Source organism: Mariniflexile aquimaris (genome assembly GCF_042676825.1).
Lineage (GTDB): Bacteria > Bacteroidota > Bacteroidia > Flavobacteriales > Flavobacteriaceae > Mariniflexile > Mariniflexile aquimaris.
This window is the reverse complement of sequence record NZ_JBHTIB010000008.1, coordinates 639197-656617: the sequence shown is the minus strand read 5'-3', so window position 1 is coordinate 656617 and position 17421 is coordinate 639197. Positions and strand designations below refer to the sequence as shown.

Here is a 17421-nt window from a genome sequence, read left to right as displayed (position 1 = left end):
ATTTTGTATTGTATTAAAATGACATTCTTAAACCAAGAGTGTACGCTCTACTTTGAGGCGTTCCGCCAATAGTTAATTGACGAATATCTTTATTTTTAGCGACTTCAAACAGATTCGTTCCTGAAAGATTTATACTAAAATCATCCAAACCTATTTTATTACATAAATCATCTGTAAATTCATAAGTTAACTGCGCACGACTAATTTCGAAGAAACTAGTGTCGTACAACCAAAATGTAGATGTTTTAAAGTTGTTTTGATTGGTCTGAGACGACAACCTTGGGAACGTTGCAGTTGCTGCAGTGGCAGGTGTCCAACGCCCTAATACAACCTCTGAATATTTATCATTGCCATTTACGCCATAGTAATTGTTAAAACTATTACTTAATTTATTACCATCGCCACCAGTTTGTCCTGTAGCAAGTATAAATAGATTGAATGCTTTATACTTTAAGTTTAGGTTTACACCATAAGTCCATGGGCTACTAGACTGTCCAATAGCAACATTGTCGTCATTATCAATAATGCTATCGCCATTTTGATCTCTATATTTTATATCGCCTGGTTGCACTGCGCCAAAGTTAGGCACTGGCAAACCGGTATTTAAATTCCCGTTTCCATCAAAATCAGCCTGAGAATAGAAACCTTCATCAACTAATCCAAAAATTGTTGACAATTCTCTACCAACTCTATTTTGGTAATCGAACTCATTTGTTTCAGATCGTTTTACTGCTTCTGTTTGACTGTACAAAATATTGGCTCCTATACCAACTGAAAAATCATTAAAGGTTTTATTGAAATTCATCCCTAATTCAAAACCAGTATATAAATTCTTATTGAAATTATCATAAGGTCTGAATGTATTGTAATAAGACGGGTATTTGTCATTCAAGAAAGTTAATTGTTTATCAAGTTCTGTATTAAAATAATTAAACTCTAACCACAATGAATTCATTAAATAAGTTTCTAAACCTACATTTAGGTCGATGCGTTCTTCAAATCCCATATCAGGGTTTGCTCCCTGCGAAAGGTTTTGTTTCCGGTTAGAATTTCCATCTGCCCAGGTAAAGTTAGACCCTTGAGAGTAGTTTTCATCATATAAATAATAACCATCAATCCCTACATCAGACTTAATAATACCACCTGTAGCTTTTAATTTTAAGTAATTTACAAACTTACTGTCTTTTAAAAACGAATCCTCACTTAAAACATAAGCTAAACCTAATGTTGGTGATAAACCGTTTCTATTACCTTCAGGCAATTTGATGGAGTGTGTGTATGCCCCACTAAAATCAGCAAATATTTTTTTCTTAAAGTCATAAGTTATTTGAAACCCTAAGTGGGAATCAATATTAGTTTGGATTACGCCATCACTTTTTTGTGAATTATAGTAACCTAAGAACGTTGTGTTTATAGAAGAATTTTCAGTAATGTTATTTTGGTAATTAACCAATCCATAAAAACCTAATCGGGATATGAATCCATTAGAACTTACATTTTCTGTTAAATCTTTTAAATCAGGATCACCATATGGTGTTAAACCTACAATTCTATCATCCGCCCACGTAGGCTCATACACTCGATAATCGTTCTGATTGAACAATCTATACGAGTCATAAAAGTCAAAACTCAAATACGTTTTTGCAGACAGCCCTTTTGTGATTCTAGATAAATCAAAATTAATAGCGTTATTAAACTGAGTAGCACGAAATACATTATTTTGATATCCCCCTGCAATGATATTAGCAATAGGTGCATCATTTCCAAACTGCTGCGTTGAGCCTAGTAACATACCACCATATTTTCCTGCTGATGCTAAAAGTGCAGCAAGCTCCGGATTTCCAGTTGTATCCACTAAATTAACTGGTAATAAAGGTGAATAAGAATTAGGTTTGAAAGTAGTTCCCGCACTCAACAAATTAGTTAAAGCACTTTTATTTGAGGTAATTATAGCAATACCGTCAAGGCTACTTGTAATCCAATCGTTTACTTTAAAATCTATGTTACCTCTAACATTAAAGCGGTTACTACCCGCATTGGCATCAGGATTGGTTTTTACCCAATCTTGTTCCGTATTCCAGCCTAAATTAACATAATACTGTGATTTATCACCACCACCAGAAAACTCGGTGATAATACTTGTGTTGCTTACAAAAGATTGTATGTAATCATTTGAGTAAAAATCAACATCTGGATATTTGTACTTATTGATACCGCTTTTAGTATTTTCAATAATTTCATTTGAAAATGGCTGGTTTCCAAGTACTCCACCATCATTAAAAAATGCTTCATTAAAAAGTTCCATATACTGTGCAGACCCTAAATAGTTAGGCAAGGCCATTGGCACCTTAACTCCAGAACGCACATTCACTTTTACCTCTTTTCTATTTACTTTCCCACGTTTGGTATTAATAATAATAACGCCATTTCTACCTTGGCTACCGTATAAGGCAACAGCATTTGCGTCTTTAAGCACGGTTATCTGCTCCACCTCTTCCATATTCAAAATATTTGGATCACGACCAAATACACCGTCAATAACAAAAACGGCACTTCCTAAACCTCTAATATTATCAGAGCCTCTTACTCCTAAGGTTAAGCCATTAATATAATCTCTAACCCACTGTGTATTGTCGTAGGTTAAACGGTCTTTGGTATTTATTGACGATACAGCGCCAATAATATCACGTCGGTCTTTAGTAATAATCCCCATCTTTATTTCATCATCTTCTGATGCTAAGAAAGGTGATTTTTCTAAAGTAATGTCACCATTTATATCAAACACATCGATGAATTTTGACTCATAGCCCTTTTTTTCTATTACTACAGCCTCATTATTAGGTACAGTAATTTGAAATTGTCCATTAACATCTGTTGTTGATTGAACGCCAAGTGGGGCAAAAATAGTTACACCGCTTAAAGGGTTTCCTTCTTTATCAATCACAGTTGCTTTTATCTCTGTCCCTTTTGTTTGAGCTGTGGCAATACCGCCAAAGCAAAACACGGCTAAGCACAGTAGAGTAAACAACCTATATAATTTATTTATCTTCATTTTTTTTTCTTTAGTATATTAGTTAAAACGAATTTGTATAAAACTACCACCCTGGATTTTGAGGAAAGCCTTCATAAATCCGAGTTTGTTTAGCCTCAAATGGTATCCAATAGTGTTTAGGGTATTCACATACTCTTTCAACAAGTAAATTATCTGAGAATGATGACCAGTCTTGAGGAAATTCAAGAGATGTTTTTCTTCTATACTTTTCTTCATGTGCTACTCCCCAACGGCGAATATCTACCCATCTGTGTGCCTCATAACTTAACTCAACACTTCTTTCTCGTCTTATTTCATCCATAAACTTATTGCTATTAGATACAATGGATGGAAGTACGTTAGGTATTCCTGCTCTACTACGTAATGCATTAATAGCACCTTCTGCTGTTAACGGGTAAGAAGCAGGAGCAGTAGTGGCGCCCTTTGCAACATGTAGTGCCTCAGCGTACATTAAATAAACATCTGTAAGTCTCATATGCAAACGCATTCCAACATATTGACTAATAATATTATTCCATATACTATGTAATTCACCATCGTCACTTCTAGGATAAAATTTCTTATGCATATATCCTGTTGTTGATGGCTGATTATCACTACCAGTACTGCGGTTTAAACCTCCAGTATAAAGTTTTGCAGTTCTTCGATTAGCAGGAATTGTTGCTTTTGTTCCAATAACATCACGATCTACAATAAGCCATCTATAAAAACGTGGATCACGATTTTCAAAAGGTCTAAGAGGGTTATATGTTGTTGGCCCGTATTGACCACTTAAATCATCCTCTATAGAAAGACCATTGGCCATTCCAAAATTGTTATAAATAAAATTATGAGTAGGGCTCACGATTTCTGAACCACTTTGCCCATGGATAGCTCTATCTACACCGGCTGTCATAAACCTTTGCAATGTAGTTTTATCACCCCCTGTAGCAGCAAAAATAAACTCGGTACTACCCGGCCATGCAGTTGGTGTAGGTGTTTTCCAAAACACCTCGTCATAGTTCGCCCAACTTGCTAAGGCATAACGCCCTTGGTCTTTCAATTTAAGTATTCCTGCAAAAGCTTCTACAGCCATATTGGCTAATTCGGTATCATAAGTATAGGTGTCTATTCCCGGTTGATTATTAAAATGCATTAAAGGGCTTGCAGCAAAAAGGAGATTTTTACCTTGAAAAGCATAAGCAGTACCCTTAGTGAGCCTACCCCTATTTTCACCTAATGTTTTTTGCCCATAAGATTCATTATCCCAATCAACTGGTAACAACGCAATGGCTTTCTTGTAATCTTCATTAGCCTCTAAAGCACATTCTTTGTAGGTTGCAGGACGTGGTGGTGTAAACTCGCCAGATGCCACCTCCTTTATATAAGGAAAACGACCCCAGAATTTCATAATCTCGTTATGAAAAAATGCTCTAAAAAAATAGGCTTGTCCTAGAATTATATTTTTTTCCTCTTGGCTTAAATTAACCATTAAATCTTCGCTGGCAAGCACCATATTAGCATTACGAATACCTCTTAAACTACCGTCCCATAAACCAGGTCTTCTAGAAATATTATTCTGAGTAGTACTCGCGTTACTGGTTCCATACGTACTATTCGACCAACTAGTTAAGTAACTATAGTTAGCTCTATTTAAACCTGCCAAGTCTCCATTATCAATTTGATAACTTCCTTTCCAGGTTCTATTACCATAGGCGTCATCTCCATATAAATAATCTTGGAAGGTATGCGCCCCCGTTCCATAATCTACCACTAAGGCGTACATTTCTTCAACAAATCCTTGTGCGTTGTCGAAGGTTGAAAAAGCAACCTCTTGGTCTATGATTGATTCTGGAGCTTTGTCTAAGTAATCCTCACATGAGAAAGACATTATAAGCCCCAAGACAATTAATATTTTTATTTTATAATTTTTCATCACTTTTTCTTTTTAAAAATTCATATTAAAACCGAAGTTGAACCTCTTTAAGGTTGGGTAATCCCCTCTGAAATTAGAATCTGCAGTGACATTACCGTTAAATTCTCTATCATCAGGCAGGTCGGACCATAAGAACAAATTATTACCATTTGCGAAAATTTGAAGAGAACCTATCCCAAGTTTTTCACAGGTTTTTTTAGGTATATTATAAGACAATGAAACCGCTTTAAGTCTTGTTAAAGATGTATCATACCAGTTATCTCTAGGGTTGGTAGCAGCATTTGCTCTCCATGCAGGCTGCGTATCTGTGTTGTTAGGCGTATCTACAGTCCAATAATCTATATCTTGAGTAAAAATCAAATCTGTTTGATTAGTAAATGTTCTGTTGCCATAACTTCTCTGACCATTTTGAGTTCCATAAAACTGAACTGAAAAACTAAAGCCTTTATAACGAGCTCCTGCCGTAGCACTCCAGGTTCTTTGAGGACTCGATGTATAGCCAAAAGGTGCATTATCAAAGGCACTATCATAAACACCATCGCCATCAAAATCAACCACATCATAATAACCTACTCGAGTTTCACCCTGATTTGTAATTGTTGGGGTTGACATATAAACATCGTCCCAATTGGTAAGTATGCCCGCAGGTATTGCCGATCTTGATTGGCCTATTGGATAACCTGCTTGCTTTTGGTAAAAAGGTGTAGCCGCTGCATCATCTCTTGCTGTAACTAAATTTTTTGCTTGCGTAAAGTTGAAATCACCAAAAAGATTTAACCCGCTTTCAAAGGTATAATTTGTACCCAATACAATTTCAAAACCTTCTACCTCTACACTTCCTGAATTAACAGGAGGAGGCACCGCTCCAAACCAGTCTGGTACGCTACGTGCAGAACCACTAACAAAAACATCCTCACGATTTTCTGCAAAATAATCAAACTCAGCAGTAAATAAGCCTTTAAATAAAGACAACTCTGCTCCTATATTATACTTTATAGCTGTTTCCCACTTAAGGTTAGGATTTGCAACACCTTCTTCAGTATAGAAAATGTAAGGTGATCTATCACCCGTGCCATCATAAACACTTGGCACTAACCATGCCGATCCACCATTTCCCCATACACCTAAATATGCGAAATCTGCACCAGGTTTATCATCACCAACAATTCCATAAGACCCTCTTAACTTAAGTTTGTCTAACCAATTATCTTTTGCCTTACTCAAAAACGATTCGTTAGACGCAGTCCAACCTAGGGCTAAAGAAGGGAAGAGATCAAAACGATAGCCTGGGCCAAATTTCATAGACCCATTATAAGCGCCATTAACATCTAAAAAATATCTTGAATCATAATTATAAGTTATTCTACCAACCCAATCTTCACGATTTGTAGGGAACACACTACCTGTAGCAGTTTCTTGTCTTCTAAATAAGGCTAATGCTGACACATCATGTTTATCGGCAAATGTGAAATCATAATTGAATGAAAAGTCATAAACCATATTACGCCTTCTACCTTGAATACCGTTAGTGGTATTATCTATTATTTCTGAAGCACCAACCGTCCAAGGGAACTGCACAAAACTGAAGTCATTAACACCATTTGGAGACAGAATGCTCTCTTGGCCTCCATCATAAATCCTGTACACCACATTCTCAAGACCATTTGCACCGGGATCGTTTAATTGTTGGCGACTTGTCATATTATTATCTAATGAAAAACGTCCTTGAAAAGACAAGCCTTTTGTTACAAAATCAAGTTTTTGTTTCAGAATAAAATCTGTATTTACCTGAAAATCGGTAAACGTATCATACCCAGTATTGGTTAAACTAACAATAGAATTAGAAAAACCAAAAGTATCATCCTTTAATAGCCCATATAAACCATCTGGATATACTGGGGTATAAGCATTAGGAGCTATTTCGTAAATACCATTTACTACTGTATTTAAATTACTAGGGTTTTCACGGGTTCCTAAGTAACCAGAAAGGTTAACTGAAAGCTCCGTAGTACTTGTAATACTAAAATCAATATTACTACGGTAATTAAAACGTTCGTATTTATATTCGCCCAAGTACCCTTTACCGTTATCATATTTTTTACCATCAAAAATATCAGCTACTGTTTGATAGGCTAAACTTCCAAAATATTTGGCCGTTTTACCCCCACCTCTAACAGATAAATTCATCCTGTAATCTTGAGCAAAATCTTTTAGAAGCTCATCTTCCCAATTAACATTAGGGTATATATAACTTTCTTCCTGAGTTAAAGGATTACGATACCTTTCAGCAATTGCCATTGGTGTATAATCGCCCCATGACACAGAATTAATTGGTAATTCTCTTAAAATAGCACTGTTAGACTGCATAATGGCATCATAAGAATTTAGCTTCTCAGGTAGCTTTGAAACAAATTTCAAGGTTGTATTAACCGCTAAAGACAATTGTGCTTTACCAGTTTGACCACGCTTTGTAGTAACTAATATCACACCATTTGCACCTTCTACACCAAAAACAGCTGTAGCAGAAGCATCTTTAAGCACCGATAGTTTTTCAATATCATTCATGTCTATATCAGTCATAGACCTCTTAACACCATCTACAAGAACAAGTGGTGCCCCAGAACCATTCCAAGTACCTTGACCACGAATTAAAATTTGCATATCGGACCGTCCAGGAATACTACTACCCTGTATAGTGGTAACACCCGGTAAATTTCCTTGTAATGCTTCTTCAACATTAGAGATACCAGCCGCTCTTTCCATTAAATCCTCTCCTTTTACTTGGACAATTGCTGCGACTACCGACTCTTTCTTTTGAGTACCATAACCTACAATAACAACTTCATCTAGGGTTGCTATATCCTCCTGTAAAGTTACATTAATGATTTTCTGGCCTTTAACTTCAATTTGCAAGCTTTTAAAACCAATATAAGAAAACTCTAAAGTTTTTTGACCTGCTGATGTTAATTCAATAGAATAGTTTCCATCAAAATCTGTTACAGCACCCCGGGTGGTTCCTTTTTGAATAATGGTAACACCAGGTAATGGCATCCCACCAACATCTTTAACAACACCAGAAATTCTTTCTTGGGCTCTTACATTAAACGCTGACAAACTGAGAAAGACCAGCATCAACAAAAATGGTAACCCAGAAGCAGATTTTTGCTTAATAGTTTTTTGTTTCATTTTTAGTTTAAGTTTTAACATAAATTATGTTATTTATTAGTAAATAGTTAGTTTGATAAAATATATTGAATTTTAAATCGAAAACAATTTTACGAATTAGCAAATCCAACTCTGTCCTTGTTTGTACTGATTACTCAAAAAAAAATATTACAGTAAACGCAAAATCACCAGAATCATGATTACAACAACAAAAAGCAAAAACGTTTCCAAGTATTTTGTTTGTTTTAATTTCATTTTACCTAAGCTTAATTAAAATTTAGATTCATTAGTGAAATCGTGAAATTTTGAAAAATTGATAAAATTTTCACAATATAATTTCAAATTTACCTGATAACAAGAGTGCAGAAGTACCAAATAGGTATAGAAAAATACCTATTTCCTGTTATTTTTATTAAAAACGATTGTTTTTATAGACTTTAACTAAATGAAGGTATGTTAAGCCTTTTAGACATTAATAGTCTGTAAAGGTCTTCATGTATTCGGTTGGTGTTTTCCCGAACTTTTTACGAAAACATTTACTAAAGTATTTAGGGTTTTTAAAACCTAATTTATAACTAACCTGAGAAATATTCATATGACCCTGTTCTAGAAACTGAGCACTTTTTTTTAATCTTATATGCTGAACAAACTCGTTTGGGGTAAAATCTGTCCAGGCTTTTATTTTTTTAAATAACACGGTTCTACTTACACCGAGTTCTTCACAAAAAAAGAGCACATCAAATTGTTCATTTCCAATATTATTTTCTACAATTTGCAAAGCCTTTTTGTAAAGTTTATCATCTAGCGAGGATATGGAAATGTCTTCGGAAGGAATTACATCACTCGAATTTAATTTTTGTTTTAAACGTGCTACAGAATTTAAAATATTTTTTATTCGAAGTTTAAACTCCTTTACATTAAATGGTTTGCTAATATAATCGTCTGCACCTTTTTCTAAACCTTCTAATCTATATATTAACGACGAACGAGAGGTTAATAAAATTAACGGTATGTGACTTGTTCTTATATCTTCTTTTATTGTAACACATAATTCTGTGCCCGTCATTTCTGGCATGATAACATCGCTAACTATTAAATCGACAGATTCCTTTATTGCCATTTTATAGGCTACTTTACCATTCTCTGCTTCTAAAATTTGATAATTATCGCGTAATAAATCGCGCATAAATTTGCGAAGCGGTTTATTATCTTCAACCAGTAGGATGGTTGGTTTTAGTTTTGGATCTAATTCTTCAAAAAAATCTTCTTTCTCTATTATTGTAGGTTGCTCTTCTAATTGATTTACATACTGCGATAAATCATCGCTAAATTTAAAATCTTTAAGAATTTCAGAATCTTCTAAATGCGCTCTACCTAAAGGAAGTTCTACCATAAAAATAGAACCGGTAACTTCATTATTTCGTACACTAATTTTGCCTTTGTGTAAATCGACAATATTTTTAACTATCGATAAACCAATACCTGTACCTTTATTATAATCGCTATCTGGTTTGTTATTTATTGGTAATTCAAAAAATCGTTCAAATATTTTATCTTGATATTCTTTTGCTAAACCTACACCAGAATCTTCTACTTGAATGCGTATAACATCGTCCTCTTTTATTATCCTTATAATTATGGTTCCTTTTTTAGGAGTATATCTAAATGCATTTGATATTAAATTATAAAATACACGCTCTAACTTATATCTATCATAATACACTAATATCTCTTCGGAAGGTGTATAAAAATGATACTTATAATTTCCGTCTTTGGCATACACAGAAAAAGACAAATATATTTCTTTAAGAAATTTAACAATGTTGCCTTCGGCCGCCTCAAGGCTAATTATATTATTTTCTAACTTTCTAAAATCCATTAAACGGTTAATAAGCTGTAGCAAGTGATTAGCACTACTCTCGATAACTTTTAGCTTTTTATACATTGTGCTACTACCCTTATAGTTTTCTAAAACCTGGTGTAAGGGCCCGAGTATTAAGGTTAACGGGGTTCTAAACTCATGAGAGATATTAGTGAAAAACTCTAATTTCGCCTTATTAACTTCTTTTGTGTGCTCTACTTCTAATTTTTCTAAACTTAACTGATGACGCAGTTTTTCTTTTGATTTTAAAATGTTTAATAAATAATATAATGCCATAAAAATTACGACTCCATATATTAAGAAAGCCCACCATGTACGCCAGGGTGCGGGGTTAACTCGAATGTTTAAAGTAGTAGGAACACTATTAGAAACACCATCGTTATTTACACCTTTTACTTCAAAAATATAATCTCCCGGGTTCTGAATGGTATAGTTAACCGAATTTTGTGATGTTTCGTTCCATTCGTTTTCTAAACCTTTTAAGCGATACTGATAACTATTACTATTGGAATTTATAAAATTTGGAATTGAGAAAGAAATATTAAAATTACCTTGTTCATAAGACAATTCGATATCGTTAGTGAAGGCTATGGTGTGAGAAAGTAATTTAGTATCATCATCCACCGAAACCGACTTGTTTTTTATTTTAAAATCGGTAATAATTACTTGTGGCGCATAGTTATTTTTAACAAAATCGCTGGCATCAAAATAAGTAACGCCATTTGATCCTCCAAAAAACAAATTATAATTACCCATTCGCAAACTAGCGTTATTATTAAACTGGCTATTTGCTAAACCTTCTTTTTGAGTATAATTGGCAATTACATTTTTACCAACAGGATCGTAATATACAAGGCCTTGGTTTGAACTACTAATCCAGAAAAAACCTCTGCCATCTTCAACAATACTTCTAACACCAATTAACGGCGCATTATCTATTTTTAAATCTACGCTTTTAAAACTATTACCTTCAAGTTTAAATAAACCTTCAACATCGCTACCTACCCATAAAACCCCATTAGAATCTTCAAAAATTGAAGTCATGTAAAAACCTGAATCTAAATCCTTATTATAGAAATACGTTTTTATGGCTCCTTTTTCATTTATAACATTAAGACCATTAATAGTACTAACCCAAATATTATTTTTTGAATCCACTTTTAACCCTCTAACAATATTATTGGATAAACCTCTGCTTCGTTTATCAAATATTTGAAATGATTTATTAAGCACATTATATCTTACAACACCTTTACCTGTTGTACCAAATAACATATTACCATTAGCTTCTTGTTGGATACAATACACCCCGACATTCTTTAGAAAATCTTGTAGTTCTTTCGTTAATTTTACCGTATCGAACTGCTCCTTTTCCAGATTATAGACCACCAATCCGTTTTCAAAAGTTCCAATCCAAAGTAAATTATCATTCGTAATGTATAAGGCTTTTATATTATCACTTTTTAGTGCGGGTGTTTTTGTTGTGTTAATATAGTGATAGGTTAGCGTTTTTGTATTTAATACCGAAATCCCTCCTCCCTCGGTTCCAAAGTATATAAAATGTTTATAGTTAATAATAGAACTTACAGCTTTATAACTTAAGCCAAAACCACCTGGTTTTTGAATAATATTAATAAAATTTACATTGGATTTATCCCATATACTAACACCACCATGATATGTTCCTATCCATATTGAGCCATGTTTATCTTTATAAATAGATTTTATAAAATTATCATTAATAGACTCTTGGTCGTTAATATTATGACTTAATACTATTAAACTTTTGCTGTTTTTGGCAATTTGAAGTCCATTATAAGTGCCTATCCATAAATGCTCTTCATCATCAAAAAGCACTTGCCTAACATTTCTGTTCTTGCCTTTTAAGATGTCTTCTGAAAAATAGGGTGCTACCTTTTGCTTTACTATATCATATTTTAAAACACTTTGAGTTCTTGTTCCAAGAAACAAAACACCCGAAGAGTTTTCTGTAATATCTTGAATATCTAGACCTTCAGTACCTATTATATGTTTAAATTGATAGGTTTTACCTGTTTTACTAATAAGTTGTTTTAATCCATTTTTGGTTCCAACAAAAACGTCGCCCTTTTTAGTTTCGTAAATTGAAAGAATTTGTTTTCCATCTAATATTGATTTGAATGAATTAGTTGTGCTATTATATATTGAAATTCCTTTAGGAGTCCCAACCCATAATTCTTTATTTGAGAGTTCTTTTAATGCCCAGATAATATTATCTAAAGGAGTTGAAGCGTTATTTTGATGGAAGTATTTTGTGAAAACATCTTTTTTAGGGTCGTACTTATTAAGGCCATAGGCCGTACCTACCCAAATATTTCCACTACTATCTTGTTCTAGACATAAAATATCGCTGTTACTTATTGAAAGCGGGTTGGTTCTATCGTACCTATAAACCGTAAATTCCTTACCATTATATTTATTTAATCCATCTCTAGTTCCTAGCCAAATTTGCCCTAAATTATCTTGATGAATAGCAATAACTGAATTCTGAGACAAACCATGATCAATAGTAACGTGATCGAACTTGTAGATCTCCTTTTGTGAGAAACACAAACTCGATAAAAACAAAAGAATTGATGCTATAATAAATCTTTTCATCCGATAGACTAAAAAGTAAAGATAACAAAAGAATTTGCATCCTTAAAGGTCAATTACTTTTACATTAATTATAGCGTTGAAAAAAATTATCTAGTTCGCTTATATAGAATCTAGTATTAAAAAAAAATTAAATAGATTTTCTGTCGATAAAATTAAAAGGCACTTTAAAACGTCCTTTTTGATTGTTTAAAATCATGTGTGCTGCGATTTCTCCCATCACTTTAAAATCTGTAGACATTACGGCAATGCCCAACAACTCTTTAAGCGGTGTATCGTTATACGAAATAACACCTATAGTCTTACCTAAAACAAGTTTACTTGCTCTTATTTGATTTATTAAATTAACTAAATCGGACTCTTCAATAGTAATGAATAAATCGCCTTTTTCTAAAACCATATCTTCGCAAACATCATTCAGAATTTCAAAATCGATTTCCTTTTCTATACAAAACTTTCTAAACCCATGTAAAATTCTTCTAGGGTATGGGTACACAGACTTTTCTGGATATACCAAGACTAGCTTTTTATATTTTGCTATTTTATTATATCCTACATTTAATGCCTCATAAATATCATTATCAAACTCCTGATAAACCGCAGAAACATCATTGCATACAGAGGGCTTAATATTATCTAACATTAACAATTTATCTTTTGGAATAAGCCTTAAGGCTTCGCTTGCGGCATCTGTTAAACTTATGTGCTGTAGGTTTTGCGTTTTAAAATGGGGCATTATCACATAATAATCATAGGATAGTTTACTAATGTTTAATGCATTAAGAAATAAAGATTCGTCGTTATGATATACAACCAAATCAATTTTTGAGTTAAGTCCTATTTTATTTAAAAACGAGTTATAAATTCTCATTTTATATGTACTCATCTTATTGACCAAAAACAAAATATTTAGTTTGTGATGTTGCTCGGTATTTACTACGTAATAACCTCTTCGTGGGATTGACTCAATAATATTTCGCTCTTTTAAAATACTATACGCCCGTTCTATGGTATCTCGTGATAAATAGAAATCTTCGCTTATTGTATTAATTGAAGGTAGTTTTTCGTTGAGCTTAATATTACCCACTGATATATTGTTAACAATGGAATCAACTATTTGCTGATACATTGGAACTCTAGAATTCTTATTAATATCAATATGTTTTATCATTTCCATAATACCTCAATTTTTAAAAAATTAGTGACTGCAATTTAGAAGTTACTAGGAGTTTTAAAATTCGTATTAGGGTATTCAAAAATACCGATACTGCTTAAATTTACTAAGAAGCACTAATAAATAGGATTAAGTTGGTGAGGTTATGATAATTCTGAAAGTTATTCTTTGAGAGTTTTTGAAGTATATATTAGGTATTAAAATTGAAATAAAGTCTGAGTTTTTTGATTTGTCCTTATATCAGCTATAACTTATGACCTGATTAATCAAAATTAATATTTTTATAAATTATATTTAGTTAAAATAAATCCTTAGAAATCATTTTAATTTTTTTTTCACTGATATCTCAAACAAACGTAATTTAGAAGAACTCTATTAAACTATTTTTGTTTTCTTACAATAATACACTTCAAAATTACAATAATTAGCCAACAAGCTGTAAAAAATGGATATAGAATAACTTCTAGAGCGGATTAAAGTGGCTCACTTTGCCCGCCGTATCCAGATTTTAGAGGATTTTATCTTTATAGCGGGAACTGGACTCGAACCAGTGAGCTTCAGGTTATGAGCACTTCTCTTAAATTGATTTAAGCACAAATTTTAAGCTCAAAACCCCTAAAAATTATTAAATCGTATGCAAAAACGTATGCACTTTTTAGTTTTCTGATTATTGAAATAATTGCTTTAATTTAATTATACCATTCAACAAAATTCAAATAAAAAAATTAACGAGACCTCTAAACTTAAAATAAACTCAATACATCTTAACAAGTTTAATTTTTATTCAAACCTTATAAATTCTTTATTAATTTAATACTAATAATTAAACATCTATTTACTTCTTGGTAGCCGATTTAGTAACTTATTTAATGAGATCTTCTGAATTGATTTATATTAGTTCAACCTGTTGTAAATATAATATGGTTTTAATAATTAAAAAGCTCAAATTATAAACCATGGAAAGCACGAAATGAACTAATTGCAACATTTGTTTTAATTATTGCATCATAAATATTTATTTCTTTTTAAGAAGAAACTAATTTTATACAACTAATAACAAGTTATATATGAACACAAAAAAAACAATAACAAAAGCTTTAAAAACAGCATTAGTTTTAATTAGTTTTTTAATAAACGCTCCTAAAACTTTCGCACAAAACAATGATACAAAATCGCAAAAAATTGACGTCTTAGAATCTAAAATAGACAGTATCATATCCTTATTAACTTTAAAGGAAAAAGTAGACATGTGCCATGCACAATCTAAATTCAGCACAAAAGGAGTAGAAAGACTGGGGATTCCAGAAATATGGATGTCTGATGGTCCACATGGCGTACGAGCTGAAATAAGTTGGGACTCTTGGGAATATGCCGGATGGACCAATGATTCCATCACAGCTTTTCCTGCACTTACTTGTTTAGCTGCAACTTTTAATCCTAAATTATCAGGAGAATATGGTTATAATCTTGGTGAAGAAGCCAGATACCGAAAAAAGGACATCTTACTTGGTCCTGGCGTTAATATTTACAGAACACCACTTAACGGAAGAAATTTTGAATACATGGGCGAAGACCCATTTCTAGCTTCAACTATGGTCGTTCCATATATTAAAGGTGTTCAAAAAAACGGTGTGGCTGCTTGTGTTAAGCACTATGCACTAAACAACCAAGAATTATGGCGTAATGAGGTAAGTGTTGAAGTTAGCAACCGAGCCCTTTACGAAATATATTTACCAGCGTTTAAAGCTGCGGTGATTGACGGAGGTGTTTGGTCTATAATGGGCGCTTACAATAAATTTAGAGGTCAGTACTGTTGCCACAATGAATTATTATTGAATAACATATTAAAGAAAGACTGGGCTTTTGATGGTGTTGTAGTAAGCGACTGGAGTGGCGCACACGACACTTATGAATCTGCCCTATTTGGATTAGATATTGAAATGGGAACCGGTACAGATGGTTTAGGTTCATCAACAGCCAATCACTACGATGATTATTATTTGGCTACGCCATTTTTAAATTCAATAAAATCTGGAGAAATTGATGAAGCCGTTGTAAACGATAAAGTTAGACGCATACTAAGATTAATGTATAGAACTAATATGAGTGCTAATCGCCCTTGGGGTCGCGTAAATAATAAAGAACATCACGATATTGCACGTAAAGTGGCACAAGAAGGTATTGTTTTACTTAAAAACAAAAACAATTTCTTTCCTGTAAAAGATGAAAACATAACGATAGCTGTCATTGGTGAAAACGCAACCCGCTCTATGACAGCTGGTGGAGGTTCTTCAGAATTAAAACCTCAATTCGAAATCTCACCGCTAGCAGGTTTAAAAGCGCGCTATAAAAACGCAACTATTGTACACGCTATGGGGTACGCTACTGGTCCATCGGTTTATGATGCCATTATTCCTTCTAAACTTAATGCCGACTCGCTAAGAGTTGAAGCCATAAAAGTTGCAAAAAATGCAGATATAGTCTTGTTTTTTGGAGGATTGAATAAAAGCCATTTACAAGATTGTGAAGGTGCCGACAGAAAACAGTTTAATTTACCTTTTGGCCAAGACGAACTGCTTAACGACATCTTAAGTGTAAACAAAAATGTTGGGTATATTTTAATATCAGGTAATGCGGTTGAAATGCCATGGTTAAACAACGTTAATGGCGTTATGCAAACCTGGTACCTTGGCAGTATGGCTGGACATGGTATTGCCGATGTAATAAGTGGGGATGTAAACCCTTCTGGAAAATTACCATTTTCTTTCCCTGTAAAATTGAAGGATAATGCAGCACACGCATTTGGAGAATCGTCGTACCCCGGCATAAATTACACACAAACCTATAAAGAAGATATTTTAGTTGGCTACAGATGGCATGAAACAAAAAAAATAGATCCACTTTATGCGTTTGGCTACGGACTTTCTTATACTAATTTTAATATATCTGATATTAAAACGGATAAAAAAACATACCAACCAACCGACAAAATAAAGGTAACCTGCCAAGTTACAAATACTGGTAATTTAGATGGTGCCGAAGTTATTCAAGTATATGTAGGTAAACCAAAATCTAAAGTAAAAAGAGCATTAAAGGAACTTAAAGGATTTCAAAAAATCTACTTAAAAGTCGGTGAGCAAAAAACTACTGAAATCATTATTAACGCAGCGGATCTTGCATTTTATGATGAATCTATTTCTGATTGGAATCTTGAAAAAGGAGAATACATGGTTTATCTAGGGAACGCTTCTAATAATATTAATAAAACAATTAATATAACTATAAAGTAAATTTAAATACACTAAAAAAAAGCTATTTAAATGAGGTTCGAACGTCAATCACGTTAACCCAAACTTTTTAAATAGCTTTTTTCGTTATAATAAGAAATAATGCAACCCTAAGTTAAGTTATTTAAATAAACCTAATATAAATAAGTACCAATTTATGCATTTCCTTCATAGTCATTTTATAAAGTTGAAGGCAAAAATTAAGGCAACTCTCGTAATACAATCCAAAAACACATCTTCGCAAAACAACTATACTACAGGATAACAACCGAGTAATTATCTCCCTTCATTTATTGTTACAGCCAAAAATAA

General features: G+C 33.1%; 6 protein-coding genes. 1 reads left to right on the top strand and 5 read right to left on the bottom strand.

Annotated features, from left to right (window positions below):
• Positions 1 to 13 precede the first annotated feature (13 nt).
• From ACFQ0I_RS07660 to ACFQ0I_RS07640, 5 genes are all read right to left on the bottom strand, one after another.
• Positions 14 to 3052 carry a SusC/RagA family TonB-linked outer membrane protein gene (locus ACFQ0I_RS07660; RefSeq protein ID WP_379940925.1) on the bottom strand — a complete coding sequence of 1013 codons (3039 nt, stop codon included), beginning with the start codon at positions 3050 to 3052 and terminating at the stop codon, positions 14 to 16.
• A 43-nt stretch (positions 3053 to 3095) separates the two neighbouring features.
• Positions 3096 to 4967 carry a RagB/SusD family nutrient uptake outer membrane protein gene (locus ACFQ0I_RS07655; protein WP_379940924.1) on the bottom strand — a complete coding sequence of 624 codons (1872 nt, stop codon included), beginning with the start codon at positions 4965 to 4967 and terminating at the stop codon, positions 3096 to 3098.
• Positions 4968 to 4979: 12 nt separating this feature from the next.
• The gene (locus tag ACFQ0I_RS07650; protein ID WP_379940922.1) at positions 4980 to 8153 is read right to left on the bottom strand and encodes a SusC/RagA family TonB-linked outer membrane protein; all 3174 of its coding nucleotides are present in this window, start codon (positions 8151 to 8153) and stop codon (positions 4980 to 4982) included.
• Between the two features lie 451 nt (positions 8154 to 8604).
• Positions 8605 to 12651 (bottom strand): hybrid sensor histidine kinase/response regulator transcription factor, encoded by a 4047-nt coding sequence (locus ACFQ0I_RS07645; RefSeq protein ID WP_379940920.1) that lies wholly within the window; start codon positions 12649 to 12651, stop codon positions 8605 to 8607.
• A gap of 127 nt (positions 12652 to 12778) precedes the next feature.
• Positions 12779 to 13819, bottom strand: coding sequence for a GntR family transcriptional regulator (locus tag ACFQ0I_RS07640; protein WP_379941057.1), 1041 nt, complete (start codon positions 13817 to 13819; stop codon positions 12779 to 12781).
• Between the two features lie 1070 nt (positions 13820 to 14889).
• Between ACFQ0I_RS07640 and ACFQ0I_RS07635 the strand changes: the two genes are divergently transcribed.
• A complete protein-coding gene (locus tag ACFQ0I_RS07635) occupies positions 14890 to 17112 on the top strand; it encodes a beta-glucosidase (protein ID WP_379940918.1) in 2223 nt (740 codons plus the stop codon).
• Positions 17113 to 17421: the final 309 nt, after the last annotated feature.